This is a genomic window from Azospirillum brasilense (assembly GCF_008365405.1).
GTDB lineage: Bacteria > Pseudomonadota > Alphaproteobacteria > Azospirillales > Azospirillaceae > Azospirillum > Azospirillum brasilense_D.
In genome coordinates, this window is the sequence record NZ_QOKV01000009.1 from 128,044 (window position 1) to 153,435 (window position 25,392).

The 25,392-nt window shown below is 69.3% G+C and carries 24 protein-coding genes; 17 read left to right on the top strand and 7 right to left on the bottom strand.

The annotated features are described in order from the left end of the window. Positions 1 to 232: 232 nt before the first annotated feature. From DS837_RS15815 to DS837_RS15900, 17 genes are all read left to right on the top strand, one after another. The gene (locus DS837_RS15815; protein WP_149165631.1) at positions 233 to 1,444 is read left to right on the top strand and encodes an ABC transporter substrate-binding protein; all 1,212 of its coding nucleotides are present in this window, start codon (positions 233 to 235) and stop codon (positions 1,442 to 1,444) included. Between the two features lie 155 nt (positions 1,445 to 1,599). Next, positions 1,600 to 2,502 (top strand): branched-chain amino acid ABC transporter permease, encoded by a 903-nt coding sequence (locus tag DS837_RS15825; RefSeq protein ID WP_247889958.1) that lies wholly within the window; start codon positions 1,600 to 1,602, stop codon positions 2,500 to 2,502. A gap of 9 nt (positions 2,503 to 2,511) precedes the next feature. After that, positions 2,512 to 4,311 (top strand): branched-chain amino acid ABC transporter ATP-binding protein/permease, encoded by a 1,800-nt coding sequence (locus DS837_RS15830; protein WP_149165633.1) that lies wholly within the window; start codon positions 2,512 to 2,514, stop codon positions 4,309 to 4,311. Next, positions 4,304 to 5,026, top strand: a complete 723-nt coding sequence (locus tag DS837_RS15835; RefSeq protein WP_149165634.1) for an ABC transporter ATP-binding protein — start codon at positions 4,304 to 4,306, stop codon at positions 5,024 to 5,026. Before DS837_RS15830 ends, DS837_RS15835 begins: the two co-directional genes overlap by 8 nt. A 43-nt stretch (positions 5,027 to 5,069) precedes the next feature. Then, positions 5,070 to 6,236, top strand: a complete 1,167-nt coding sequence (locus tag DS837_RS15840) for an iron-containing alcohol dehydrogenase (protein WP_149165635.1) — start codon at positions 5,070 to 5,072, stop codon at positions 6,234 to 6,236. Between the two features lie 219 nt (positions 6,237 to 6,455). Further along, positions 6,456 to 7,304: an IclR family transcriptional regulator gene (locus DS837_RS15845; protein ID WP_149165636.1), complete on the top strand. Its 849-nt coding sequence runs from the start codon at positions 6,456 to 6,458 to the stop codon at positions 7,302 to 7,304. Continuing rightward, on the top strand, positions 7,301 to 8,449 hold the full coding sequence (locus DS837_RS15850; RefSeq protein WP_149165637.1) for a thiolase family protein: 1,149 nt from the start codon (positions 7,301 to 7,303) through the stop codon (positions 8,447 to 8,449). Before DS837_RS15845 ends, DS837_RS15850 begins: the two co-directional genes overlap by 4 nt. 2 nt (positions 8,450 to 8,451) lie before the next feature. Then, positions 8,452 to 8,877: a Zn-ribbon domain-containing OB-fold protein gene (locus DS837_RS15855; protein ID WP_149165638.1), complete on the top strand. Its 426-nt coding sequence runs from the start codon at positions 8,452 to 8,454 to the stop codon at positions 8,875 to 8,877. Between the two features lie 26 nt (positions 8,878 to 8,903). Then, positions 8,904 to 9,287: a MaoC family dehydratase gene (locus DS837_RS15860; protein WP_149165639.1), complete on the top strand. Its 384-nt coding sequence runs from the start codon at positions 8,904 to 8,906 to the stop codon at positions 9,285 to 9,287. A 2-nt stretch (positions 9,288 to 9,289) separates the two neighbouring features. Next, positions 9,290 to 9,691 carry a MaoC family dehydratase gene (locus tag DS837_RS15865; protein ID WP_149165640.1) on the top strand — a complete coding sequence of 134 codons (402 nt, stop codon included), beginning with the start codon at positions 9,290 to 9,292 and terminating at the stop codon, positions 9,689 to 9,691. Beyond that, positions 9,688 to 10,434, top strand: coding sequence for an enoyl-CoA hydratase/isomerase family protein (locus DS837_RS15870; RefSeq protein ID WP_149165641.1), 747 nt, complete (start codon positions 9,688 to 9,690; stop codon positions 10,432 to 10,434). The genes DS837_RS15865 and DS837_RS15870 overlap by 4 nt, the downstream gene beginning before the upstream one ends. Before the next feature lie 75 nt (positions 10,435 to 10,509). Then, complete coding sequence (locus DS837_RS15875) at positions 10,510 to 11,667, top strand: ABC transporter substrate-binding protein (RefSeq protein WP_149165642.1); 1,158 nt, start codon at positions 10,510 to 10,512, stop codon at positions 11,665 to 11,667. Positions 11,668 to 11,858: 191 nt separating this feature from the next. Further along, positions 11,859 to 12,722, top strand: a complete 864-nt coding sequence (locus tag DS837_RS15880) for a branched-chain amino acid ABC transporter permease (RefSeq protein WP_149165643.1) — start codon at positions 11,859 to 11,861, stop codon at positions 12,720 to 12,722. A gap of 16 nt (positions 12,723 to 12,738) precedes the next feature. After that, positions 12,739 to 14,442 (top strand): branched-chain amino acid ABC transporter ATP-binding protein/permease, encoded by a 1,704-nt coding sequence (locus DS837_RS15885; RefSeq protein ID WP_149165644.1) that lies wholly within the window; start codon positions 12,739 to 12,741, stop codon positions 14,440 to 14,442. Next, entirely contained in the window at positions 14,439 to 15,173 is a 735-nt protein-coding gene (locus DS837_RS15890; RefSeq protein WP_149165645.1) for an ABC transporter ATP-binding protein, read from the top strand. The genes DS837_RS15885 and DS837_RS15890 overlap by 4 nt, the downstream gene beginning before the upstream one ends. A 27-nt stretch (positions 15,174 to 15,200) precedes the next feature. Next, complete coding sequence (locus DS837_RS15895; RefSeq protein WP_149165646.1) at positions 15,201 to 16,274, top strand: SDR family oxidoreductase; 1,074 nt, start codon at positions 15,201 to 15,203, stop codon at positions 16,272 to 16,274. A 14-nt stretch (positions 16,275 to 16,288) separates the two neighbouring features. Beyond that, the gene (locus DS837_RS15900) at positions 16,289 to 17,923 is read left to right on the top strand and encodes an AMP-binding protein (protein WP_247889959.1); all 1,635 of its coding nucleotides are present in this window, start codon (positions 16,289 to 16,291) and stop codon (positions 17,921 to 17,923) included. A gap of 20 nt (positions 17,924 to 17,943) precedes the next feature. Here DS837_RS15900 and eutC read toward each other — a convergent pair whose 3' ends face one another. The 7 genes from eutC to dctP all read right to left on the bottom strand — a co-directional run bounded on the left by eutC (position 17,944) and on the right by dctP (position 25,359). Continuing rightward, entirely contained in the window at positions 17,944 to 18,735 is a 792-nt protein-coding gene (eutC, locus tag DS837_RS15905) for an ethanolamine ammonia-lyase subunit EutC (protein WP_149165648.1), read from the bottom strand. After that, complete coding sequence (locus DS837_RS15910; protein ID WP_149165649.1) at positions 18,732 to 20,135, bottom strand: ethanolamine ammonia-lyase subunit EutB; 1,404 nt, start codon at positions 20,133 to 20,135, stop codon at positions 18,732 to 18,734. The genes eutC and DS837_RS15910 overlap by 4 nt, the downstream gene beginning before the upstream one ends. Before the next feature lie 42 nt (positions 20,136 to 20,177). Beyond that, the gene (locus tag DS837_RS15915) at positions 20,178 to 21,419 is read right to left on the bottom strand and encodes an NAD(P)/FAD-dependent oxidoreductase (RefSeq protein ID WP_149165650.1); all 1,242 of its coding nucleotides are present in this window, start codon (positions 21,417 to 21,419) and stop codon (positions 20,178 to 20,180) included. Positions 21,420 to 21,466: 47 nt separating this feature from the next. Then, entirely contained in the window at positions 21,467 to 22,450 is a 984-nt protein-coding gene (locus tag DS837_RS15920) for a dipeptidase (protein ID WP_149165651.1), read from the bottom strand. A 66-nt stretch (positions 22,451 to 22,516) separates the two neighbouring features. Continuing rightward, a complete protein-coding gene (locus DS837_RS15925) occupies positions 22,517 to 23,806 on the bottom strand; it encodes a TRAP transporter large permease (RefSeq protein WP_149165652.1) in 1,290 nt (429 codons plus the stop codon). A gap of 74 nt (positions 23,807 to 23,880) precedes the next feature. Beyond that, entirely contained in the window at positions 23,881 to 24,333 is a 453-nt protein-coding gene (locus tag DS837_RS15930; RefSeq protein ID WP_149165653.1) for a TRAP transporter small permease, read from the bottom strand. A 60-nt stretch (positions 24,334 to 24,393) separates the two neighbouring features. Further along, positions 24,394 to 25,359: a TRAP transporter substrate-binding protein DctP gene (gene dctP, locus DS837_RS15935; protein ID WP_170295875.1), complete on the bottom strand. Its 966-nt coding sequence runs from the start codon at positions 25,357 to 25,359 to the stop codon at positions 24,394 to 24,396. Positions 25,360 to 25,392 lie beyond the last annotated feature (33 nt).

Genomic DNA, 25,392 nt, shown 5'->3' on the forward strand with positions numbered 1-25,392 from the left:
CCCAGCGCGGGAAGGGTGAGGGTGGCGCCGCCAATAAGGTCTTTGATCCTTGTGCTACCCTCACTCGCCCGCTTCCGCGGGCACCCTCTCCCGGGGCGGGAGAGGGGACAGCCTCAAATACACCGTTGCGCGGAAAGTTGGCGCGCGTTACATTCTCGATGAAAAATGACTCATGGTTCATTCAAATAGGCGAGCTCGCAGGCTCCGCCGCATAAGGGAGGAAAAAAGCGCCATGCACCGTCGTTCCGTCATCCGCCTGCTCGGGGCTGCCGTCACGCTGACCTCGGCCATCGCCCTGTCCGCCGGGTCCGCCGCCGCGCAGGACACCATCAAGATCGGCATGACCTCGGCCCTGACCGGCCCCTACAACGAGTATGGCGAGGGTGGGCGGCGCGGCGTTGAACTCGCCATTGAGAAGTGGAACGCCAAGGGCGGCATCAACGGCAAGAAGGTCGAGCTGGCGATGCTGCTCGACGACCAGCTTGTGCCCGACCGCGCGGTGCAGAACATGCGCCGGCTGCTCGACAACAAGGAGCTGGTCGCCATCATCGGCCCGGCGGGCAGTGGCCCGACGCTGGCGGTGATCGAGATGGCCGCCGCCGACGGCCGTCCCTACATGAACCCGGTGGCGCAGACCCCGACCGTCACCTACCCGGACGGCGGCAAGCCGCGTCCGAACGTCTTCTCCTTCGCGTTGCAGAACGACGTCGAATCGACGGTGCTCGGCCGCTACGTCGCCAAGCAGTTCAAGAAGCCGGGGCTGGTTCACGAGAGCACGGCCTATGGCGTGTCCGGCGCCGACATGATCGCCAAGGAGCTGAAGGCGGCGGGCGGTGCCGTCGTGGCGACGGAAACCTACAACCAGCGTGCGCAGGACGTGACGGCGCAGATCGCCCGCCTCCAGCGGGCCGGGGCCGATGTGGTGGTTTGCGTCGGGCTGGGCGCCGATCTGGCGGTGATCCGCCGCACCATGGCGCGGCTGAACTTCAACGTGCCATTGGTCGCCTCCAACGGCGCCCTGTCGATCCCCTATCAGGAGGCCGCCGGTGATCTGGTGACCGGCACGCGCGGCTCGATGGTCTACGTCTTCGGCGAGGAGACGCTGAACCCGGCGGCCCAGGGCTTCGCCGACGCCTACAAGGCCAAGTACGGCACCGACCGCTGGTGGGGCAACGACCCGCAGCGCCCTCAGATCTTCATGTCGCTGTCGGTCAGCAACGCCTACGACGCCGCCGACGTGCTGTTCGAGGGCATCAAGCGCGCCAACTCCACCGATCCCAAGGCCATTGCGACGGCTATCGAGGGAATCCAGGGCCTGCGCGGGGTGAACGCCACCTATTCCTTCTCCGCCACCAAGCACCACGCCATCGCGCCGGAGGATGTCGCGATCTTCGAGTATGTGAAGACCGGCGACAAGATCGGGCTGACGATCGTCAAGAACTGACGGGGTTCCCTCTCCCGTCCCGGGAGAGGGAAGGGGCCCGCCGCGAAGCGGTGGGAAGGGTGAGGGGTGATCGGGACATGGAGTCCGTACCACGCCCGAGGCCCCTCACCCTCCCCACTTCGTGGGTCCCCTCCCTCTCCCGGGGCGGGAGAGGGATGAGAAAGGACGACGCCATGCATTTCGTGCTGCAACTCGTTTTCGCCGGCGTCTGCGTCGGCGCGGTCTACGCGCTCATCGCCATGGGGCTGTCGCTGACCTTCTGGACCACGCGGACGCTGAATTTTGGCCAGGGCTCGCTGCTGATGACCGCCTCGGTGGCGACGGTGGCGATGCTGGCGGCCGGGATGCCCGCCGTCATCGCCGTGCCGCTCGGCATCCTGCTGGCCGGCGGGCTGATGGTGGTGGCGGAGCGGATCGCCATCCGCCCGCTGCTGAAATCCGGCGACAGCATGGGCTGGGTGGTCTCCACGCTGGGGCTCGGCATCTTCCTCCAGGGCTTCGTCTCCACCGTCTTCGGGTCGCAGGCCATCGCCTTCCCGTCGCTGGTCTTCGACAGCCTGGATTCGGTGGACATCGCCGGGGTCCAGGTCTCGTCGCAGTATCTCGCCGTTCTCGGCCTGTCGCTCACCCTGATGGTGGCGATGGAGCTGTTCCTGCGCCGCTCCGCCTGGGGCCGCGCGGTGCGGGCGGTGTCGCACGACGCCGACGCGGCGGCGCTGGCCGGCATCCCGGTGCGCCGGGTGATCGTGCTGTCCTTCGTCGCCAGCGGCGTGCTGGCCGGCATCGCCGGGGTGATGGTGGCGCAGATCACCGGCACCGTCGATCCCAGCTTCGGCTTCAACCTGATGGTGCTGGGCTTCGTCGCCGCGGTCTTCGGCGGCATGGGCAACACCGCGGGCGCCCTGGTCGGCGGCATCGCTCTCGGTGTCATCGAGAAGCTGGTCGGCGGCTACGTCTCCACCGCCGCCGAACACGGCATGGCCTTCGCCATCCTGATGGTGATCCTCGCCATCCGCCCGCAGGGTCTGTTCGGCCGCAAGGAATTCACGAAAGTGTAAGGGCCAGCGATGCGGAATCTCCTCTCCTTCCTCACCCGGACCCCGGTGGTCGCGGCCCTGCTGGTGGCGCTCGGCGTCGCGGCGGAGTTCGTCAGCGGCTCCACCGTGCAGATCTGGTCGTTCCTTCTCGTCAACGTCCTGCTGGCCCAGAGCATCAACCTGCTGACCGGCGTCGCGGGTCAGATCTCGCTGGGGCACGCCGGCTTCCTCGGCATCGGCGCCTACGGCTCCGCCCTGCTGATGAAGAATTTCGGGCTTCCGCTGCCGCTGACCCTGCTGGCCGGGGCGGCGATGGGGGCCGCGAGCGGCTGGCTGCTGTCCTTCGCCGCCGGGCGGGTGCGCGAGTTCTACCTCGCCATGATGACGCTCGGCTTCGGCATGATCTTCTACGAGGTCGTGCGCGAGTGGACCTCGGTCACCGGCGGCATGATGGGGCTGAGCGGCGTGCCGTCGCCCGGACTGCGCACGCTGACCCTGTTCGGCTGGTCCGTCGGCCCGGTCGCCTATTTCCAGATCATGCTGGCGGTGGTGGCAGGGGTGGTGTGGCTGCTGCGGAACTTCGTCACCAGCCCCTTCGGCCGCGCCTTCTTCGCCATCCATGTCAGCGAGGTCGCCGCCGGCAGCATCGGCGTGCCGCGCGCCCGCACCAAGCGGAACGCCTATATGCTCAGCGCCGCTCTGGCCGGTCTGGCGGGGGGGTTCTACGCCCATCTCGTCGGCTATCTCGGGCCGGAGACCTTCGGCCTGCACCGCTCGGTGGAGGTGCTGGTGATGGCGGTGGTCGGTGGGCTGGGCACGTTGGCTGGCCCGGTGCTGGGCGCCGTCGTCTTCACCTACCTGCCGGAGAAGCTCCAGATCTTCGCCGAGTACCAGTTCATGGTCTACGGCCTGATCCTGCTGCTGTCCTTCGTCCTGCTGCCGCGCGGGCTGGCCGGGCTGCTGCTGCCGCGCCCGCGCTTCGCCAAGGACGTGACGCCGCTGCAGGCCCCGCCGCCCGCCGCGCCGAAAGCGTCGTCGGGACGCGGACCGCTGCTGAGCGCGGAAGGGGTTTCCATCAGCTTCCTCGGGCTGCGGGCGCTCGACAACGCCTCGGTGACGTTGGGGGCGGGGGAGATCCTCGGTCTCGTCGGGCCGAACGGCTCGGGCAAGAGCACGCTGGTCAACATCATCAGCGGCATCTATCGCCCGAGCGACGGGCGCGTGACCTTCGACGGCGCCGCCATCACCGGCCTTCTCGACCACGCTGTGGCGCGGCGGGGGGCCCTGCGCACCTTCCAGGACCCGCGGCTCGTCCCCGCCTTCACGGTGCGCGAGAACGTGCTGCTCGGCGGGCACCGGCTCTACCGGCAGAATCCGTTGGCGGCGGCGCTGAACCTGCCGGGCGCCCTGCGCGAGGACGCCGCGATGCTGGGCCGCGCCGACGCCATCATCGCCATGGCCGGCCTGTCGCATCTGGCCGACACGCCGGTGCGCGACCTGCCCTACGGCGACCAGCGGATGACCGAGCTGTCGCGCGTCATCCTGGCCGACCCGCGCCTCGTCATGCTCGACGAGCCGGCGGCGGGCCTGTCGGAGGTCGAACTGCAACGGCTGGGCGGGTTGGTCCGCCATTTGAAGGAGCGGGGTGTCGGCGTGATCCTGATCGAGCATCACATGGATTTCCTCAACGAGCTGGTCGACCGCGTGGTCGTGCTGGACAGCGGGCGGGTCATCTATCAGGGCGGCATGGCCGGCATGTACCGCGACCCGGCGGTGGTCGCCGCCTATCTCGGCACCGAAACCCATCCGGGGGAGGCCATCCATGCCTGACGCCACGGGTCTTGAAATCCACGGGCTGGAGGTCCGCTACGGCCCGGTCGAGGCGGTGCGCGGCGTCTCGCTGCGGGCCGAGCCGGGGACCATCACCGCCATCCTGGGCGCCAACGGGGCCGGCAAGTCCTCGCTGATGAAGGCGGTGTCCGGCCTGGTGCCGGCTGCGGCGGGGCGCATCACGCTGGACGGCGACGACATCACGCGGCTTTCCCCGCACGAGCGGGCGCGCCGCGGCCTGTCGCACGCGCTGGAAGGACGCCGGCTGTTCCACCGCATGACGGTGGAGGAGAATCTGAAGGTCGCCTGGGACTTCCGCAACCGCGGCGGCAGCTTCCGCGCGGTGGCCGACCGCGTCTACGAGCAGTTCCCCATGCTGGCGCCACGGCGGCAGACCCCGGCGGGGATGCTGTCGGGCGGTCAGCAGCAGATGGTCATCCTGTCGGCGGCGCTGATCCACGAGCCGCGCTATCTGCTGCTCGACGAGCCGTCGCTGGGGCTGGCGCCGGTGATCGTGCAGCAGATCTTCGGCTTCATCGAGTCCGTCTGCCGCGAGCGGGGCACCACCATCCTGCTGTGCGAGCAGGTGGCGGCCATCGCCCTGCGCGTCGCCCATTCCGGCTGCGTGCTGCGGCGGGGCCAAGTGGTGCGCGGCGGTCCGGCGGCGGAGCTGGCGGCCGATCCGGCGCTGTCGGCTGCCTATCTGGGCGGGTAAGCTCGCGCCGCGTGCCGCCAATCGCCAACGGGAGGAAACCACCATGCAGTCGGGTGTCTACGAGTTCCTGGCGCAGGACCGCGTCATCTACGGCCGCCCGGCGGCGGAGGCGGTGGCGGAAACCGTCGCCAAGCTGGGCAGCAAGCGACCGCTGATCGTGGCGAGCCGGACGCTGAGCCAAGCCACGGGCGTCGTCGCCGCCATTCGCGACGCGCTGGGCGACGCCTGCGCCGGAGTCTTCGACTCCTGCGTCGAGCATGTGCCGCGCGCCTCCGTCCTGGCGCTGGCCGCGGAGGTGCGGCGGCTGGAGCCGGACCTGATCGTCACGGTCGGCGGCGGCACGCCCATGGACACGGTGAAGGTCGCCCTGGTGGCGCTCGCCGAGGGCATCACCGACACCGCCGGATTCGACGCCGTGCGCATCCGCGTCTCCGAGGACGGGACCCGCATCGTCCCGCCGGTGAAGGACCCGCCGCTGCGCCAGATCATCGTGCCGACCACCCTGTCGGGCGCCGAATTCTCCAACCTGGGCGGCGCCACCGACCCGGCGCGGCAGGTCAAGGACCTCTACACCGGGCGGCACATCGGCGGGCAGGTGGTCATCCTCGACCCCGCCGTGACCGTCCACACGCCGGAGCGGCTGTGGCTGTCCACCGGCATCCGCGCCGTCGACCACGCGGTGGAGACGGTCTGTTCCCGCAAGCCCCAGCCCTTCACCGACGCGACCTGCCTGCACGGGCTGGCGATGCTGGCGCGCTCCCTCCCCGCCAACCGAGAGAGGCCGGACGATCTCGACGCGCGGCTGGAATGCCAGCTCGGCGTCTGGCTGGCCTCGACCGGGCTGGGCCGGGTGGAGTGGGGCGCCAGCCACGGCATCGGCCACCAGCTCGGCGCCGTCGCCAACGTGCCGCACGGCCATTGCTCCTGCGTCATGCTGCCCAGCGTGCTGCGCTGGAACCACCCGGTGAACGCCGACCGCCAACGGCTGGTGTCGCAGGCGCTGGGGCGGGAGGACGGGGACGCGGCCGTGGCGGTGGCCGATCTGGTGCGCGCCCTGGGGCAGCCCGACAGTCTGCGGGCGGTCGGCGTGACGCGCGACCATTTCGCCGCCATCGCCGCCGGGGCCATGCAGAACATGATGGTCCGCAGCAACCCGCGCCCGGTCACCGGAGAGGACGACGTCCGGGAGATCCTCGAACTGGCTTGGTGATCCGCAGGTTATCAGGCACGGAACGGCACGAACGGCCCCGCCCCTCCCGGCGGGGCCGTTTTGCGTTCGGGGTGTGGAGGGGTTGAGCCGTGCATAATGACTATGGGGGTATGCATTCAAAACATTCCCGAAAACAGACAATTCGTTTGACGAACAATATTTGCACGCTCACAATCTTCATAGAAAATAAAATTCTCAATAGAGAACGGAGAGCGCGCTATGCTCACCGACGACCAGGACCGGGAATCCTTCACTCTTTCGACGACGTTCAACGCCGGCAAGCCCGTCGGCGCGGTGGTCAGCGCCTTTGCGATCCTGCGCCATCTGGCGGCGCAGGACGGGGCGGTGTCGAGCGCGCAGGTCGCCCGCGCGCTCGGCCTCAACCCGAGCACCTGCTTCAACATCCTGAAGACCCTGGCCGCCGAGCGGGTGGTCCAGTTCGAGGAGGTCGGCAAGGCCTACCGGCTGGGCGCCGGGCTGCTGGAGCTGGCGGGCAGCGCGCTCGATCAGGTCGGCTACACCCGGCTGCTCCATCCGGAGCTGGAACGGCTGGCCGCCGCGTGGCAGACGCCGATGACGGCGTGGCTGCGGGTCAGCGACCACCGCGTCATGCTGGTGGATCAGGCGGTGTCCAGCTCGGCCATCCAGATCCACATGCGGATCGGCCACCGGCTGCCGCTGCTGGTCGGCGCGCTCGGCCGCTGCATGGCGGCGCACGCCGGCCTGCCGGTGGAGGAGATGCGCCGCCAGTACGCCGCCGTCCGTCAGGACAACCCGCCGCCCTTCGAGCAATTCCTGGCCGAGGTGGAGGAGGCGCGGGCCGCCGGCTACGCGGTGGACCGCGACGGCTTCACGCGCGGCGTGACGACAGTGTCCAGCCCGATCCTCGACGCCGAGGGCCGTCCCTTCCTGGCCCTGTCCGCGGTCGGGCTGACCGCGCAGTTCTCCGACGAGCGGGCCGCGGCCATGGCCGCCGACCTGCGCGACACCACGCGGCGCATCGGGCGGCTGCTCGCCGGGCCGGGCCGGGCCGCCGCCCCCCTTTCCCCACGGGAGACCACGCGATGACCCCGGTGATCTCCGGAGCCGCCGACACCGCCGTCGGGCGGCTGGACGGCAGCGGTTGCATGGCGCTCCACGCCGAGGCGGCCTCCACGGCGCTGGCGGACGCCGGCCTGCGGGCCGACGAGGTGGACGGCGTGCTCTGCGCCTATTCGCTGGCCGAGCCGCATCTGATGCTGTCGTCGGTCTTCAACGAGTATTTCGGCATCGCGCCGTCCTACAGCGCCGCCGTCCAGGCCGGCGGGGCGACCGCCTGCGCGCTGGTGATGCAGGCGGCGGCGCTGGTGCGGGCGGGCATCTGCCGCAATGTCCTGGCCGTCTGCGCCGACAACCGGCTGACCGGGCTGGGGCGCAGCGGCGCCGTCGCCGCGCTGGCCGAGGTCGGGCACCCGCAGTTCGAGCGTCCCTATGGCATGTCGATCCCGGCGGCCTACGCGCTGGTCGCCCGGCGCTGCATGTTCGAGCGCGGCGTCACGGCGGAGCATCTCGCCGCCATCTCCGTCACCCAGCGCGGCCACGCGCGCCGCCACCCCAAGGCCCAGGCCCGCGACCCGCTGACCATGGAGCAGGCGCTGTCCGCCCGCATGATCGCCGACCCGCTGCGGCTGTTCGACTGCTGCCTCGTCTCCGACGGTGGCGCCGCCCTGGTGATCAGCGCCGCCGACGCGGCGGCCGACCATGCGGACCGCGCGGTGTCGATCCTCGGCTACGGCCAGATGAACACGCACGAGCACGCCTTCGCCATGCCGTCGCTGACCGATTTCGGTTGCCGGCAGTCGGCGGCGCAGGCCTTCGCCATGGCCGGGATGACCCCGGCGGACATCGACGTGGCCGAGATCTACGACAGCTTCACCATCACCCTGCTGGCCGAGCTGGAATCCATCGGCTTCTTCCCGAAGGGGGAGGCCGGTCCGGCGATCCTCGACGGCGCGCTGGAGCTGGATGGAGTCCTGCCCTGCAACACCCACGGCGGGCTGCTGTCCTATGGCCATTCGGGGGCGGCGGGCGGCATGTTCCACATCGTCGAGGCGGTGCGGCAGTTGCGCGGCGAGGCCGAGGCCCGGCAGGTCGCGGGGGCGGAAACCGCTTTCGTCCACGGCGACGGCGGCATCCTGTCCGCCCATTGCTCGCTGATCCTGGGGAGGGCCTGACGATGTCCGCGACCGATCCATCCCCCATGAAGCCCGCTCCGCTGGTCACCGCCGACACCCGCGCCTTCTGGGACGCCTGCGCGGAGGGGGTGCTGACCTTTCAGCGCTGCGCCGCCTGTGGCCACGTCCAATTTCCGCCGCGGCCCTTTTGCACCGCCTGCCGGGCCGAGGGACCGGTGACGGAGCGGTCCACGGGGCTGGGCACCATCCACAGCTTCACCATCGTCCACCGGGCGCCGACCGCGGCCTTCAAAGCGGACACGCCCTACGTCCTGGCGCTGGTCGATTTCGACGAGGGCTTCCGCCTGATGGTCAATCTGCGCGGATGCCCGCCGTCGGACGCCCGCATCGGCCTGCGCGTCCGCGTCCTGTTCGAGCCGTTGGCCGGCGGCGGCGCGCTGCCGCAGGTCCGGCTCCTGGTGGAGTGAACCCAACCCTTCGGGAGGGACCATCCATGCATTTGTTCGACACGCTCCGGGAGGGCGCCGCCTTCGGTGCCGAGGAGCTTCACCTGTCCGACGCGCTGATGGAGCGCTGGACCAGCCTCTACCCCGACGACCCGCCGGACGGGCGGATGCCCGCGGGGATGATCGCGGTGGCCACCATGCGGGCCTATTCCAGCCTCGTCGTGCCGCGCCCGCCGGGAAACATCCACGGCTCCCAGCGTTACGAGATGCTGCGCCGCCCGACGGTCGGGGAGCGGCTGACCACCCGCATCGCCTGCGCCGGAAAGGAGCTGAAGCGCGACCGCCGCTGGGTCCATTTCGACACCGAGACGGTGGGGGAGGACGGCACTCCCTGTTTCCGTGGCCGCATGACCATCCTGTGGGCGGCCTGACCATGGCGGACGGGACGACCACCATCGACCGCCTGACCCCGGTCACCAAGCGGATCGACCGCGCGGCGATCCGGCTCTACGCCGAGCTGACCGACGACTTCAACCCGATCCACGTCGATCCCGATTTCGCGGCGAAGACGCCGATGAAGGGCATCATCGCCCACGGCCTGCTGTCGGTGAACCTGCTCTGGCAGTCGGTCCGCCGCAGCCTGGGCGAGGCGGCGGTGTCCGACACGACGCTCGACATCCGCTTCCTGCGCCCGGTGCGCGAAGACGACGTGGTGACCGCGGGCGGCCAGCGCCGCGCCGATGGCGACGGCTACGACGTCTGGATCGACAACCAGCATGGGGAAACGGTGATCGCCGGACGCATCCGGCACAGGGCGGGGAGGGCGGCGTCATGACCGACACCCTGCTGGTCCGCGACGACGGCGACCTGCGGCGCATCACCCTGAACCGGCCCGAGAAGATCAACGCGCTCGACACCGCGACCTTGCTGGCATTGGCCGAGGCCGTGAACGGGGCTCCCGCCGCCGGGGCGGTGCTGGTGGCGATCGGCGGCGCCGGGCCGCGCGGCTTCTGCGCCGGTGGCGACGTCGCCGAGATGAGCCGCGGCGCTGACGCCTTCGCCGCCCAGGAGGAGGCGCTGCGGGCGGCGATGCAGGCGCTGCACGGCTCGGCGGTGCCGGTCGTCAGCGTGGTCCACGGCCGAACGCTGGGCGCCGGCTGCATCGTGGCGTGTCTCAGCGACCTCGTTCTGGGGGCCGACGATGTGCAGTTCGGCTTTCCGGAGATGCGTTTCGGCCTCTATCCGGCCTTCGTCCATGCCGCCCTGACGGAACGGCTGCCGGCGGCGCTGGCCTTCCAGATCCTGGCGGGGGGTCGGATGATGGACGCCGCGCAGGCCTACGGTTTCGGCTTCCTGACCGAGATCCTGCCCGCCGAGGGTTTTGCCGAGGCGGCGGAGGCGCGCATCGCCTACTACCGCGACCGGCTGGACGCCCTGGCCGCCGGACGGCGCATCCTGCGCCTGGAGAACCGCCCGTCGATGGCGGAGAAGACCGAGCGGCTGGCCCCGCTGCTGGCCGAGAACCACGCGGCGCCGTCCGTCCGGCGGCTGCTGTCCGGACTGTCCTTCGCCCGCTGAGTTCTTTCGAAACGGCAACGAGTCCCGTCAACGGGACCGCGTCACCCCCGAACAACGGATTCCTGGGAGGGAACGATGTCGAAACGCACCCTGTTCGCCGCGCTCGTGTTGAGCAGCGCCCTGTCCACAGCCGCCCTGTCCACCACCGCCCTGGCCGCCGACCCGGCGGTCTACAAGATCGGCGGCATCTTCGCCATGACCGGCGCCTCGCCCCATTACGGCAAGGTGATGAGCGCCGGGGCGCAGCTCGCCGTGGACGAGATCAACGCCCAGGGCGGTATCGACGGCATCAAGCTGCAGTTGGTCATCGAGGACCACAAGAGCGGCAGCGCCCAGGCCGCGGTCGCCGGCATGAACCGGCTGATCGACGTCGAGGGAGTGAAGGCGGTGCTGCCCTCCTTCTCCACGGTGACGCTGGCCACCATGCCCATCGGCGACCAGAAGAAGGTGATGATGATCAATGGCGGCGGGGTCAGCGCCCAGACGGTCGGCACCTCCCCCTACATGTTCAACATCCGCTCCATGGCGTCGGATCTGGCCGCCGGCATCGCCCACCGCGCGGCCGAGCAGGGGGCCAAGAAGCTCGCCCAGATCGCCATCAAGTCGGAGTTCGGCGACGCCACCATCGCCGCCACCACCAAGGCGTGGGAGGGCATGGGGCTGAAGATGGTCGCCGCCGAGCAGTTCCAGGCCGACGCCGCCAACATCGACACCCAGGTCGCCAAGCTGCGCGCCTCCCAGCCCGACGCCATCGCCAACTGGCCGACCACGCCGCAGGCCGGGCTGGCGGTGAAGCGGATGCGCGAGCTGGGCATGAAGCAGCCGGTCTACTGCATGGAATGGACCGCCGAGGACACCAAGGTCGCCGGCAAGCACGCCGAGGGGGTGGAGGTCGTCACCGACTACTTCGCCGCCACCGACGAGAATCCCTGGTCCAAGCGATTCGCCGACGCCTACAAGGCGAAGTTCGGCGAGATGCCCGACTTCTATGCCGCCAACTACTACGAGGGCGTCTACGTCATCGCCGAGCTGATCCGGCGGGCGAAGGCCAAGGGCGGCGATTACTACAGCGGCGAGCGTCTGGTGCAGGCGCTGTGGGAGAATCCGACCTTCGACAGCGTCTACGGCAAGACGCTGACCTTCCGCAAGAACGGCGTGGCGCAGAAGCCGGTGGCGGTGTTCCGCCTGGAGAACGGGCAACAGACATTCGTGAAGTTCACCTCGGGGGAATGATCGCCGATCCGAAGCAATGTCCCTCTCCCACCCCGGGAGGGGGAGGGGACCCATGCGGAGCATGGGGAGGGTGAGGGTGCATCGGAACATGGAGTGCCTACCGAGCCCGATCACCCCTCACCCTTCCCGCCGACGCGGGCCCCTTCCCTCTCCCGGGGCGGGAGAGGGAAAAAAATCAGGAGCGCCATTCCATGGACTTGCTCATCCAACTGACCCTGAACGGTCTGTTCAACGGCGCGCATTTCGCCCTGCTGGCGATGGGCTTCGCGTTGATCTTCGGGACGACCGGCGTCGTGCATTTCGCCTACGGGCCGGTCTACGCGGTCGGCGCCTACACCATCTGGGCGCTGGCGGCGCTGGTCGGGCTGCCCTTCTGGGCGGCGGTGCTGCTGGGCGTCGCCTTCACCGCGGCGCTCGGCGTCGGGTGCTACCTGTTCATCTACCGCCCGTTCGAGATCAGCGGCAGCCCGCCCTTCGTCGTTCTGGTCGCCTCGCTCGGCCTGTTCATCGTCATGAAGAACCTGATCGGCATCGTCTTCGGCACCGGGGTCAAGACGGTCGACAGCGTCGCCTACGACGTGCATTTCGTCGGCAACGCCTTCTTCACCACGGTGCAGCTGGGGCAGGTGGCGGCGGCGCTGCTGGTCGGCTGCGGCATCGCGCTGTTCCTGCGGGCCAGCCGCTACGGCAAGGCCATCCGCGCCATGGCCGACAACCGCGAGATGGCCACCGTCATCGGCATCGACACCACGCGGCTGTCCATCCTGGTCTTCGCGCTGGGCTCCGCGGTGTCGGCGGTGGCCGGTGCGCTGGTCCTGCTGCGCGACGGGCTGAACCCCAACATGGGCTTCGGCGCGGTGTTCGTCGCCTTCGTCGCGGTGATCGTCGGCGGGGTGGGGTCGCTGCGCGGGGCGGTCATCGCCGCCTTCCTGCTGGCCTTCGTGCAGAGCCTGGGCATGTGGCAGATTCCCACCGAATGGCAGAACACCATCGTCTTCGTGGTGCTGTTCGGGTTCCTGCTCGCCCGCCCCTCCGGCATCGTCCGCCGGGCGTGAGGAGAGGGACACAGCCATGGAATATCTCGCCCACATCCTCGTCATGGTCTGCCTGTACGGCATCCTGGCGACCTCCTTCAACCTGCTGATCGGCTTCGGCGGCATCTTCGCCCTGGCGCACGCCACCTTCTACGCCAGCGGCGCCTACGCCGCCGGCATCCTGGCGACGAAGCTCGGGATCGGCTTTCCCCTCACCCTGCTGGCCGGCACGGTGGTCACCGCCGCCATTGGCCTGCTGGTCGCCTTTCCCGCCATGCGGGTGGGCAGCCACTATCTGGTCGTCATCACGCTGGCGTTGCAGGCCATCACCATCGACGTGCTGATGAACAGCAAGCCGCTGACCGGTGGGCCGGACGGCATCCCCGGCATCCCCCCGGTGTCGCTGTTCGGCACGGCGCTGACCAGCCCGGTAACCTTCCTGCCGCTGGCCGCGGTGATGGCGGCGCTGTGCTGCGCAATTGCCTGGAGGCTCGGCGCCTCGCCGTTCGGACGCTCCCTGCGCGCCATGCGGGAGAACGAGGCGGCGGCCCAGGCGGTCGGCAAGAACCTCGTCCGGATGAAGCTGGTGGTTTTTGCGATGTCGGCGGGGCTGGCCTCGGTCGCCGGTTCGCTGGTCGCCCACTACATCGCCTTCGTCAATCCGGAATCCTTCACCATCGAGGAGACCATCCTCATCCTCGCCATGGTGATCCTGGGCGGCATGGGCAATTTGTGGGGCTCGCTGGCCGGAGCGGCGATCCTGGTGCTGTTGCCGGAGGGGCTGAAGTTCGTCCATGTGCCGGGCGACATCGCCGACATGGTGCGGCAGGTGATCTACGGCGTCGTGCTGATCGTCATCCTGCGGCTGCGTCCGGAGGGACTGTTCCCCGAGACGGTGTTCCGCACGCCGACCGGGGCCGCGCGCTCCAGCGTTCCCGCCAACGGCCCGCTGACGGGTGCGCTGGAGCGCGCGAGCGGCACGCCGGGCGAGGTGGTGGTCTCCGCGACCTCGCTGTCCAAGCATTTCGGCGGCATCCAGGCGGTGAAGGACCTGACCATCGACCTGAAGCGCGGCGAGATCGTCGGGCTGATCGGCCCCAACGGCGCCGGCAAGACGACCGCCTTCAACCTGCTGTCGGGCTTCCTGCGCCCGACCGGCGGCACCATCCTCTACCGCGGTCGCGACGTGACGACACTGAAGCCGCACGAGGTGGTGGCCGCCGGGCTGGCCCGCTCCTTCCAGGACCTGAAGCTCTTCACCAAGCTGACGGTCGTGGAGAACATCCTGGTCTCGCTGCCCGCGCAGCCGGGCGACCGCCCGCTCGATGTCTACTTCCGCCCCGGCCTGGTCCGCCGGGCCGACCGCGAGAACGTCGCCCGCGCGCTGGAGATCGCCTCCTTCGTCGGATTGCTCGCCAAGGCCGACGAGACCGCCGCCAACCTGTCCTACGCCGAGGAGAAGCTGCTGGTCATCGCCCGGCTGCTGGCGACCGGGGCCGACGTGCTGCTGCTCGACGAGCCGCTGTCGGGGCTGGACACCGTGACGGTGGAGCGCATCTGCGGGGTGATCCGCGACCTCGCCCGCGCCAACAAGGCGGTCTGCATCATCGAGCACAATCTGGAGGTCATCCGCGGTGTCTGCGACGAGATCGTCTTCATCGACGAGGGCCGCGTGCTGACCAAGGGCCCGCCCGACACGCTGATGCGCGACCGCGAACTGGCCGAGAGGTATTTCGGATGACCGAGATTCACACCATGCCGATCGCCGAACCCGTCCTGGAGGTGCGCGGCCTCAGCGCCGGCTACGGCAAGCGGGCGGTGGTCCACGACATGGACCTGACGGTGCGGGCCGGCGAAATCCGCGTGCTGCTGGGCCACAACGGGGCCGGCAAGACGACGCTGGTGCGCTCCGTCTTCGGGCTGCTGCGGCCGACGTCCGGGACCGTCCGCTACCGGGGGGAGGACATCACCCGGCGGCGCTGCGCCGACAACGTGAAGGCCGGCATCGCTCTGGTTCCGCAGGGGCACGGCATCTTCCGCAGCCTGACCGTGCGCGAGAATCTGGAACTCGGCGCCTACACGGCCCACGACCCGGCGGAGATCCGGGTGAATCGCGACGCGGTGATGGACCTGTTCCCGATCCTGCGCGAACGCGCCGGCCAGATCGCCGGCACCATGTCGGGCGGGCAGCAGCAGATGCTGGCGATGGGCATGGCGCTGATGCACCGGCCCGACGTGATGATCCTCGACGAACCATCGATCGGCCTCGCCCCCAACCTCGTCCAGCGCGTCATGGAGGCCATCGCAGAGGTCAACCGGGCGCTGCGCATGGCCGTGCTGATGGTCGAGCAGAACGTCGTCCACGCCCTGCCCATCGCGCAGAGCGTCACCGTGCTGCGCACCGGCCGCAAGATTTACGAGGGCCCGCCCGAGCCGCTGGGCGACCGCCAATACCTGATGACCCTTTTCTGAAGAAATCCGCACAGAAGGATCGTGTTCATGGCCCGTCAGAAGATGCTGATCGTGGGTGCGCTGGGGACCGTCGGCCGCCCGATGCTGGAGCATTTCGAAGCCTCCCCGGAATGGGACGTCTGCGGCGTGTCGCGCCGCACCCCGGATTTCGAGACCACCGCCGAATGGGCCGCCGTCGATCTGCGCGACCCTGACGACTGCCGCAAGCTGCGCGAGATCAAGGGCGTCACCAACATCTGCTACACCGCCGTCTATGAAAAGCCCGACGTGACGCGCGGCTGGTCGGAATGGGACCATGTGGAGACCAACCTCGCCATGCTGAAGAACGTGGTGGAGAATGTCGAGGCGGTGTCGCCCAACCTGCGCCACATCACGCTGTTGCAGGGCACCAAGGCGTACGGCGGCCATCTCGGCCCCTTCCGCCAGCCGGCGCGGGAGAGCGATCCGCGCTACATGCGCCCGAACTTCTACTACGACCAGCAGGACTGGATCAGCGAACGCCAGCAGGGCAAGGAATGGAGCTGGAGCGTGCTGCGCCCGCAGATCGTCTGCGGCCTCGCGGTCGGCAGCCCGCTGAACATCATCACCGCCATCGGTGTCTTCGCCGCGGTGTCGCGCGAATACGGCCTGCCGCTGCGCTTCCCCGGCGGGGCGTCGCGCATCGGCGAGGCGACCGACGCCCGGCTGATCGCCAAGGCCGCCGAATGGGCCGGCACCAGCCCGCAATGCGCCAACCAGGTCTTCAACATCGCCAACGGCGACGTCTATGTCTGGGAGAACGTGTTCCCCAAGGTGGCGGAGCTGTTCCGCATGGAGCTGGAGCCGGCGCAACCCTTCTCGCTGGCCCGCATCATGCCGCAGAACGAGCCGATCTGGGACCGCGTGGTCGCCAAGCACGGTCTCAAGCCCTACAAATACACCGAGGTCGTGCCATCCTGGCAGTTCGCCGACTTCCTGTTCGGCTACGGCCAGCGCCCCAACCCGCACCACATGAGCACGATCAAGGCGCGCAAGCTGGGCTTCCACGACTGCGTGGACAGCGAGGAGATGTTCGTCGATCTCCTCCAGGAACTCCAGAAGCGCCGCATCCTGCCGGAATGAGAGAGGCCCGCCGCATGACCATCACGCGCAAGATCCACGGCGTTCCGGTGCAGTGGGAAACCCTGCCGGCGCTGGTCGCCGCCCGCGCGGCGCAGCACGGGGACGCCCCGCGGCTGACCGTCGCCGGGCGGGCGATGAGCTACCGGGAACTGGACGGGGAGTCCAGCCGGGTGGCCGCCAACCTGCACCGGCTGGGGGTGCGCCGGGGCGACCGGGTCGCCTGCTTCCTGCGCAACGCGCCGGAGCATCTGCTGACCTGGGTCGCCGCCGGCAAGCTGGGGGCGATCTGGGTGCCGCTGAACGCCGGTCTGGTGGGGGAGGATCTCGTCCACACCCTGACCAACGCCACGCCCGCCGTGCTGGTGGTGGACGGGGAGCTGGCGGAGCGGGTGGAGGCGGTCGCGGACCGGCTGCCGCCGATGCGCGTCTATGCGGTGGAGGATGGCGACGGGGAAACCGGCGGTCGCTTCCGGCCCTTCGCCGACCTGCTGGAGCCGGGTCATCCGCTGCCGCTGATGGAGGTGTCCGGCGGCGATCCGGCGGTCATCATCTACACCGGCGGCACCACCGGCCTGCCCAAGGGCGCGCTTCTGCCGCATTTCGCCTGGATCGCGGCGGGGATGCGCTACGTCGAGGCGTTCGAGACACGGCCGGACGACGTCCATTACTCGATCCTGACGCTGTTCCACGTCGGCGGGCTGATGCTGGGCGTGATGGGGCCGATGGTCGCCGACATTCCCACGGTGATCGACCGCCGCTTCAGCGGCAGCAACTTCTGGGCGCGGGCGCGGGAAACCGGGGCGACCATCGTCGATCTGATCGGCACCATGATCACCGTGCTGACCGAACAGCCGGAGAGCCCGGCGGATCGCCATCACAGGGTGCGCGTCTCTCTGGGAGTGACGGGCCAGATTCCGCCCGCCGTGGCTGAGCGCTTCGTCGAGCGGTTCGGCATCGGCTTCGTCAACGTCTATTCGCTGACCGAGACCGGCGGCGTGCTGATCGTCAACAATCCGATGGGCTCGCCGAAGCCGCGCGCCAACGGCCTGACCCATGGCTGGGCGGAGGTGACCATCCTGGACGAGGACGACCAGCCGGTGCCGCCGGGCGTCACCGGCCAGATCGCGCTGCGCCCCCGCTACCCGCACATCTTCATGTCAGGCTACTTCAACGCGCCGGAGCGCACACTGGAATGCCTGTCGAACCTGTGGCTGCACACCGGCGACCTCGGCCATCTGGACGCGGACGGCTATCTGCACTTCACGGGCCGTCAGGCCCACTGGCTGCGCCGCCGCGGCGAGAACGTCTCGGCCTATGAGGTGGAAAGCGTGCTCAGCCAGTGTCCGGGCGTGCGCGAGGTCGTGGTGGTCGGCACGCCGTCCGAGAAGGGGGAGGAGGAGGTGAAGGCCTTCGTCATCCGCGAACCGGGCAGCGGCGTGGAGCCGGCCGCCATCGCCGCGTGGTGCGAGGGCCGCATGGCCGCCTTCAAAATTCCGCGCTTCATCGCTTTCGTGGAGAGCTTCCCCCGCTCCGTGACGAAGCGCGAAGTGGAACGTCACAAGTTGCGCGCGATGCCGAACGATGGAATCTGGGACCGCGAGGCGCTGCCCTCGCGACCACGTCCTGTCGTCAACGGGGTGGCGGGCTAGGCGCACGGGGCGGGACCACTCTATTCACGGCGCTGACCAATGGCGGCGGCAAGCGCGACGCCGCTGACCCGTGATTGGCAAATGCCTTGAACCAGAGTGGCGATGCTCGCGACGGCCCGCTCCGGGTCCAACCCGCCCAGCCGGATGTTGGACACGCAGTTGCGGGCCGAATCCGGGGTGCCGGGCCGCGGCGCCCAGGTGACGTAGCAGCCGAGGGAGTCGGCCGCCGAGAGCCCCGGACGCTCGCCGACCAGCACGATCACCAGAGCCAGCCCCAACGCTTCGCCGATGGCGTCCCCGATGGCGACCCTGCCTTGCTCCACCAACGCCACCGGCGCCACATCCAATCCCTGGTCACGCAACGCCTGCCCAAGGCCGAGGACGACCGGGGCGGCGTTGACGTCGATCGCCATAGCCGACAACCCATCGGCCACCACGATGCCCACGCGCGACCTCCCGCCCGCGCCTTCCGGCACCGCCAGCCCGCGCAACCGTCCGGCGTCCTCATCGGCGAGGCGGCGGCCCAGGTCGGGGCGGCGCAGATAGACGGCCCGGTCGGGGGCGGCGCTGCGCAGCCGGACGACCGGCATCCCGGCGGATTCCAGCCGGCTGCCCAGCCCGTCCAGATCGGGGATTGCCCACACGGCGTCGCGGGCACGGGCATGGTCCTGCAGGAAATCCAGATGCGCCCGCGTCGGCAGCGAGGTGCCCGCCCGGCCCAGCGCCACCCGCGCGTCGGTGAAGCGGCGCAACGGGTGGATGTCTCCTGGAGCCGGCACAAGGCTCGGCGTCTTGCCGTCGCGTTCGGTCATCGCGGTGCCTCCAGGGTGGCGAGCGACCGGACCGCCTCCAGCAGCGGCGTCTCCATCGGGACGGGCCGCCAAGTGTTCCGGTCGTCCAGCAGCCCGACCCGGCGCGCCCAGGCCTCGAACTCCGGGGCGGGCGGGCGGCCGGTCAGGCGGCGGACCGTCAGCGCGTCGTGGTGCGACAGGCTCTGGTAGTTCAGCATGATGTCGTCGGAGCCGGGCACCGTGATGACGAAGGTGACGCCCGCCAGGGTCAGAACCGCGAACAGCGTGTCCATATCGTCCTGATCGGCCTCGGCGTGGTTGGTGTAGCAGACGTCCACCCCCATCGGCAGGCCCATCAGCTTGCCGCAGAAATGGTCCTCCAGCCCGGCCCGGATGATCTGCTTGCCGTCGTAGAGGTATTCCGGCCCGATGAAGCCGACCACGGTGTTGACCAGCAGCGGCTGGAAGGCGCGGGCGACGGCGTAGGCGCGGACCTCCATGGTCTGCTGATCGACGCCGTGATGGGCGTCGGCGGACAGGGCGGCGCCCTGGCCCGTTTCGAAATACATGACATTGCCGCCGACCGTCCCGCGGCCCAGCGAGCGGGCGGCCTCGTGCGCCTCGCGCAGCATGGCCAGGGAAACGCCGAAGCCGCGGTTGGCCTTCTCCGATCCGGCGATGGACTGGAACACCAGATCGACCGGCGCCCCGCCCTCGATCGCCCGGATGGCCGTGGTGACGTGGCCCAGGCAGCAGGTCTGCGTCGGGATGTCCAGCCGGACGCGCAACTCGTCCAACAGCCGGACGACGCGGCTGTAATCCTCCACGCTGTCGGTGACCGGGTTGACGCCGAGCACCGCGTCGCCGCTGCCCATCAACAGCCCGTCGAGCAGGCTGGCGGCGATGCCGCGGCTGTCGTCGGTCGGGTGGTTGGGCTGCAGGCGCGTGGACAGCCGCCCGGCCAGCCCCAGGCTGTTGCGGAAGGCCACGGGGTTCTCGCATTTGGCCGCCACCATCATCAGGTCCTGAGCCCGCATGATCTTCGACACGCCCGCCACCATCTCCGGCGTCAGGCCGGCGGCCAGAGCGGCCAGGCCGTCGCGGTCGGCGGCGTCCGACAGCAGCCAGTCCCGGAATTCCCCGACGGTCAGCGACGCGACGGGGCCGAGCGCCGCCGCGTCCCGCTGGTCGTGGATCAGGCGGGTGACCTCGTCCTCCTCATAGGGCACGAGGTCGGTAGCCAGGAAATCCCGGAGCGGAATGTCGGCCAGGACGCGCTGGGCGGCGTGGCGCTCCAGCGCGCTGTCGGCGGCCAGCCCGGCCAACTGGTCCCCCGACCGGGCGGGCGAGGCCTTGGCCAGCACGTCGCGCAGATGGGGGAAGCTCCAGCGGGTGCCGCCGAGCGCGGTGGTGTAGGGCATACGGACTCTCCGGTGCAGGGAGAACGGCGAATGGGAGACGGTTCAGAAGCGGCGGGGATCGATCGCCGTCAGGTCGAGCGGCGGCGCGCGCCCGGCCACCAAATCAGCGACCACCATGCCGCTCAGCCCGCCGAGGGTCAGCCCGACATGCTGGTGGCCGAAGGCGTAGACCACCCGTTCGCTGGCCCGCGACCGGCCGAGCACCGGCAGCCCGTCGGGGAAGGTCGGGCGGAAGCCCAGCCAGTCGTCGGTCTGGCGGACGCCCGGTTCCTTCAGGGCCGGCAAAGCATCGCGGGCCGAGCGCGCCAGCAGCCCCGTCAGGCCGGACGCCTTGCGGGGATCGAGCCCGGCCAGTTCGACCGTGCCCGCCACCCTCAGCCCCTGGGCCATGGGGGTCATGTAGAGCCCGCGCTCGGCCCAGCCGCAGGGCCGCCCGATCGGGTCGATCACCCCGCCGAAGGTGACGTGGTAACCGCGTTCGGTGTCCAGCGGCAGCCGGTCGCCGCAATCGGCGGCCAGCGGTCGGGAATGGATGCCGGCGGCCACCACGGCATGGTCGAAACGCTCATCGCCGTCCGGTGTGACGAGGACGACGCCGGAACCGCCGGGGGCCAGCCGCGTGACGGCGCGGGCCTCGGTCCTCAGGCCGCGCCCGGCCAGCCAGCCGTGCAGCGCGGTGAGGAAGCCCGCCGGGTCGCTCAGATGCCAGCTTCCGGGGAACAGCACGCCGTGGGCGAAGATCGGCGCCAGTGCCGGTTCCAGCCCCCGGATGGCCGAAGCGTCCAGAACCTCGCAGGCGACGCCAGCCTCGCGGCGCAGCCTCAGGGAGTCCGCGCTGTTCCGGAAGGAGCGCTCGCTGGAATAGAGATAGAGGCATTCGCGGCGGCGGATCCGGTCCTCCAGCCCGGCGTCGCGGATCAGGTCGGCGTAGCCCTCGTAGGCGCGGCCAAGAAGCTGTCCCAAAGCCTTTGCCGCCGCCTCGTAGCGCGCCGGGGTGGAGTGCCAGAGGAAGCGCGCCAGCCACGGCGTGAGCCGCGGCAGGTAGGAGGCACGCAGCCGGAAGGGACTGTCGGCGGCCAGCAGGTAGCGGTGGAAATCCCGGAAGACCGACGGGTTGTTCACCGGGATGCAGGCGTAGTTGGCGAAGGTTCCAGCGTTGCCGTAGGAGGCGCCGCCCGCCGGTCCCGCGGGATCGAACAGCGTGACGGCGTGCCCGTCCCGCATCAGCCAGTAGGCCGAGGACAGACCGACGAAACCGGCACCGATGACGGCGACTGTGGCCATGGCGGGGGCGCTCCTTCAGCGTGGATCAGGCGTAACGGACCGGCAGCTCACCAGACGTCGCGCAGCAGCCGCAGCCAGTTGCCGCCCATGACCCGCTCGATCTTGCCGGACGACCAACCCTTGCGGACCATGGCGGCGGTCAGGTTGGGATAGTCCTCGATGCGCTCGATGCCCTTGGGGAAGACCAGATCGCCGAAGGTGGTCAGGCGGCGCCCGTTGCCCTTGTCGTGCATCACCCATTCCTGGAAGGACCAGGGCTGGCCCTGCGACATGTCGGTGCCGATGCCGACATGCTCCTCGCCGCAGACGCCGACCATGTGCTCCACCACGTCGATGAAGTCGTCGATGGTGGAGGCGGTGCCCTTGGGCAGGAAGGGCGGGAAGATGGTGACGCCGACATAGCCGCCGCGCTGCGCCACGCTGCGCAGGGTCTCGTCGGACTTGTTGCGCGGATGGTCCTTCAGGGCGCGCGGGCAGCAGTGGGTGTAGGCCACCGGCTTCACCGACGCCTCGATGGCTTCGGTCGCCGTCCGTTCCGACACGTGGGACAGATCGACCAGGATGCCCAGCCGGTTCATCTCCGCCACCACGTCGCGCCCGAAGCCGGTCAGCCCGGCGTCCTTGCCCTCGTAGCAGCCGGCCCCGACGAGGTTCTGCGTGTTGTAGGTGAGCTGGATGATCTTCACGCCCAGCTCGGCGTAGAGTTCGAGATAGTCGATGTTGTCGTCGATGCCCGACGTGTTCTGCCAGCCCAGGATGATGCCGACCTTGCCGTCCGCCTTGGCCTGGCGGATGTCCTCGACGCTGCGGATCTGGGTGATGATGTCGCCATGCTCGCGGAACATGCGCTTCCAGTGGCCCACGTTCTTCATGGTGTCCTGGAAGCCTTCCCAGACGCTGCAGGTGCAGTTGGCGGCGGTGATGCCCGCCGTCCGCATCGCTTCGAAAATCTCGCGGTCGAAGTTGCAGACGAGGAGGGAATCCGTGACGATCAGGTCCTCGTGACGGATGTCGGCGATGCTGTCAGGCATGATGGCCTCGGATGTGATTGCGGATGGGAGGCGCGCGCCGGGGCGCGCCACGTCGGATGAAGAGGTTTAATAGAAGAGGTTCGGCAGGCCGGTGACGATGCCGGGGACGAGGGTGAAGAGCGCGATGGACACCAGCATCAGCAGCCAGTAGGGGATGGCCTCCCATGCCGCCTCGGTGATGTTGACCGCGCCCTTGGTCAGCGACACCAGCACGAACAGGTTGATGCCGACCGGCGGGGTGATCATCCCGATCTCGATCAGGATGGTGACGACGATGCCGTACCAGACCGGATCGAAGCCGACGTTCATCATCAGCGGGAAGGTCAGCGGCAGGGTCATCAGCATGATCGAGATGCCGTCGAACAGGCAGCCGAGGACCAGATAGAGCAGGACGATGCCGAGCAGCAGCTCGTACTTGCCGATGGCCATCGCACCCATGGTCTGGGCGAGCTGGGCGGGCAGCCCCAGGATGCTGATGGCCTGCGACAGGATGGACGCCCCCAGGAAGATCAGCGCGATGGCGCCGAAACCGCGCACCGCCGCGATCAGCGCGTGCAGCAGCCCCTTCATCGTCAGCTCGCCGACGGTGAAGCCGAGCACGATGGCCGCGACCACCCCCAGGGACGCCGCCTCGGTCGGGGTGGCGATGCCCATGTAGATGGTCCCCAGCACCGCGAACATCAGGATGGCCAACGGCCAGAGATCGACCAGCGACCGCAGGATGACCGCCAGCGACACCGCTTCGCGGTCGTCGGGCAGCCAGTCGGGCGAAAGCCGGGCACGGACGGCGACCAGCCCCATGAACATCGCCGCCAGCAGGAAGCCGGGGATCAAGCCCGCCAGGAACAGCTTGCCGATCGACACGTCCATGGTGGCGCCGTAGATGATCAGGATCAGGCTGGGCGGGATGATGATCCCCAGCGTGCCCGAGGCGGCCAGGATCCCGACCACGCTCTTCGCCGGGTAGCCGCGCTTGATGAGCTGCGGATAGGCGACCGACCCGACGGCGGCGGCGGTGGCGAGGCTGGTGCCGCTGACCGCGCCGAACAGCGTGCCGACCGCGACGTTGGTGTGCATCAGGCCGCCGGGCACCCGGCGGAACAGCGGCGACACCCCCGAGTAAATGCGGGCGCCGAGCCCGCTGGCCAGCAGGACCTCGCCCAGCACGATGAAGGCCGGGACGGCGCTGAGGGTGAAGCTGTTGAAGGCGTTCCAGCCGGCGGTGATGCCCAGTTGCAGAGCGCCGCCGACGAACAGTTCGAGGATCAGAAAGCCGGTCAGCCCCAGCGCCACGCCGATCGGAAACCCGGCGAGGAGCATGACGGCCAGACTCACGCCCATGACGAGCCATACCATGTCGCTCACTCCAAATTTTTAAATGCTGGCCAAACCCTTGATGCCGCCCGCTCGGGCGCGGGCAGGGCTGCGGCTCAGGCGCGCCCCAGCAGGCGCAGGACGCGCAGGAGGATCATCGACAGCGCCATCACCGGGATGCCGAACATCCAGGGAGCCACCGGCAGGGCGGCGTTCTCGGAGCGGGCGGAGATCTGCCAGGAAAAGGCGGCGAACTTGTAGCCTTCGACCAGAATGATGACGAAGAACAGGATGGTCGCCACGTCGCCGGCCAGCCGGCAGATGCGCTGCAAAGTGGGAGACAGCCGGCTGGTCACGATCTGCACCGTGATGTGTTCACGGTCGAGGTCGGAGGTGACGATCGAGATGAAGCTGGAGGTCGCAAACAGGAGCCCGACGAACTCGTCGGAGAAATCGAGGGGAACCCCGAGAACATAGCGATTCAGCGTCGCGACGATCACCAGCGCGATGAAGCAGGCGATGATGCCGGCTCCGATGTTCTTCAACAAATTCGATATGGAATTGTCCATGCCATTCCCCTCTTGTCCATGTGCGGCACGCCGCCGACCAGCCGGCGGCGTGCCGACCGGCTATTTCACGGCGTCGAGGATGGCGTTCATGTTGGCGACGGCCTTCGGCCCGACCTGCTCGGACATCTCCTTCCAGGTCGTGCGGGCGGCCGTGATGAAGGCCGCCTGATCGGCGTCGGAGAAGGGCTCCAGCATCTTGCCGCCGGCGTCGGCCAGCTTCTTCAGCCCGGCCTCTTCCCGCTCGCCCTTGGTGAACTCGTCGTTGGTGTAGGCTAGAACGTCGGCGGCGGCGGCGCGCAGCGCCTCCTGCTGGGCGGGCGACAGGGACTGGAAGCGCTTGGTCGAGATCAGCAGGTTGATCGGCACCCCGGCGTGCGGCTGCAGATAGGCGGCGTAGGGCGTCACCTCCTGGAGCGAAATGGTGGTGGCGATGCTGCCCATGTAGGTGGCGCAATCGACGACGCCGGTCTGCAGGGCGACGTACATGTCGTTCTGCCCGATGATCTGCGCGGCGATGCCCAGCTTCTTGAAGGTTTCGACCTGATGGCGGCCCCACACGCGGATCTTCTTGGACTTCAGATCCTCAAGGCTGCGGACCGGAGTCTTGCAGAAGACATGGACGCCGCGCTCGGGAACCTGGACGGCGCCCAGCGTGGTGATGCCCCACTTCTCGAACACCGGCGCGTAGATGGCCTGGATGGCCGGCACGGCCTTGAGCTGGTCGTCCACCGCCTCGATGGAGCCCTGGACGTAGGCGACGGCGAGTTCCGGCTCGTCGCGCGCCACGTACTCGGGATACAGCGCCGACATGTCCACCGCGCCCGACGGCAGGACACGCAGGATGTCGGCGTCCTTGATGCCAAGGGACCCGCCATGGAAGACCTGGATCTTCAGATCGCCTTTGGAATGCTCCTCAACCTTCTTCGAGAAATAGTTCAGGTATTCGGCGACGGGGCGGCTTTCGACCCAGACGGAGTGCAGCCGGAGGGTGGTTTCCGCCGCGGCCGGAAGGGCGGACAAGGCCATGCCAGCCGCCAGAAGCGCAGTGCATGCCGATTT

Excerpts from the sequence above, each read along its gene's own strand:
- DS837_RS15895 (WP_149165646.1), top strand. The coding sequence starts at position 15,201 with ATGGCCCGTCAGAAGATGCTGATCGTGGGTGCGCTGGGGACCGTCGGC.
- dctP (WP_170295875.1), bottom strand. The coding sequence starts at position 25,359 with ATGGCCTTGTCCGCCCTTCCGGCCGCGGCGGAAACCACCCTCCGGCTG.
- DS837_RS15875 (WP_149165642.1), top strand. The coding sequence starts at position 10,510 with ATGTCGAAACGCACCCTGTTCGCCGCGCTCGTGTTGAGCAGCGCCCTG.
- DS837_RS15835 (WP_149165634.1), top strand. The coding sequence starts at position 4,304 with ATGCCTGACGCCACGGGTCTTGAAATCCACGGGCTGGAGGTCCGCTAC.
- DS837_RS15855 (WP_149165638.1), top strand. The coding sequence starts at position 8,452 with ATGTCCGCGACCGATCCATCCCCCATGAAGCCCGCTCCGCTGGTCACC.
- DS837_RS15915 (WP_149165650.1), bottom strand. The coding sequence starts at position 21,419 with ATGGCCACAGTCGCCGTCATCGGTGCCGGTTTCGTCGGTCTGTCCTCG.
- DS837_RS15885 (WP_149165644.1), top strand. The coding sequence starts at position 12,739 with ATGGAATATCTCGCCCACATCCTCGTCATGGTCTGCCTGTACGGCATC.
- DS837_RS15815 (WP_149165631.1), top strand. The coding sequence starts at position 233 with ATGCACCGTCGTTCCGTCATCCGCCTGCTCGGGGCTGCCGTCACGCTG.
- DS837_RS15890 (WP_149165645.1), top strand. The coding sequence starts at position 14,439 with ATGACCGAGATTCACACCATGCCGATCGCCGAACCCGTCCTGGAGGTG.
- DS837_RS15845 (WP_149165636.1), top strand. The coding sequence starts at position 6,456 with ATGCTCACCGACGACCAGGACCGGGAATCCTTCACTCTTTCGACGACG.
- DS837_RS15850 (WP_149165637.1), top strand. The coding sequence starts at position 7,301 with ATGACCCCGGTGATCTCCGGAGCCGCCGACACCGCCGTCGGGCGGCTG.
- DS837_RS15830 (WP_149165633.1), top strand. The coding sequence starts at position 2,512 with ATGCGGAATCTCCTCTCCTTCCTCACCCGGACCCCGGTGGTCGCGGCC.
- DS837_RS15865 (WP_149165640.1), top strand. The coding sequence starts at position 9,290 with ATGGCGGACGGGACGACCACCATCGACCGCCTGACCCCGGTCACCAAG.
- DS837_RS15930 (WP_149165653.1), bottom strand. The coding sequence starts at position 24,333 with ATGGACAATTCCATATCGAATTTGTTGAAGAACATCGGAGCCGGCATC.
- DS837_RS15910 (WP_149165649.1), bottom strand. The coding sequence starts at position 20,135 with ATGCCCTACACCACCGCGCTCGGCGGCACCCGCTGGAGCTTCCCCCAT.
- eutC (WP_149165648.1), bottom strand. The coding sequence starts at position 18,735 with ATGACCGAACGCGACGGCAAGACGCCGAGCCTTGTGCCGGCTCCAGGA.
- DS837_RS15860 (WP_149165639.1), top strand. The coding sequence starts at position 8,904 with ATGCATTTGTTCGACACGCTCCGGGAGGGCGCCGCCTTCGGTGCCGAG.
- DS837_RS15870 (WP_149165641.1), top strand. The coding sequence starts at position 9,688 with ATGACCGACACCCTGCTGGTCCGCGACGACGGCGACCTGCGGCGCATC.
- DS837_RS15920 (WP_149165651.1), bottom strand. The coding sequence starts at position 22,450 with ATGCCTGACAGCATCGCCGACATCCGTCACGAGGACCTGATCGTCACG.
- DS837_RS15840 (WP_149165635.1), top strand. The coding sequence starts at position 5,070 with ATGCAGTCGGGTGTCTACGAGTTCCTGGCGCAGGACCGCGTCATCTAC.
- DS837_RS15925 (WP_149165652.1), bottom strand. The coding sequence starts at position 23,806 with ATGGTATGGCTCGTCATGGGCGTGAGTCTGGCCGTCATGCTCCTCGCC.
- DS837_RS15825 (WP_247889958.1), top strand. The coding sequence starts at position 1,600 with ATGAGAAAGGACGACGCCATGCATTTCGTGCTGCAACTCGTTTTCGCC.
- DS837_RS15900 (WP_247889959.1), top strand. The coding sequence starts at position 16,289 with ATGACCATCACGCGCAAGATCCACGGCGTTCCGGTGCAGTGGGAAACC.
- DS837_RS15880 (WP_149165643.1), top strand. The coding sequence starts at position 11,859 with ATGGACTTGCTCATCCAACTGACCCTGAACGGTCTGTTCAACGGCGCG.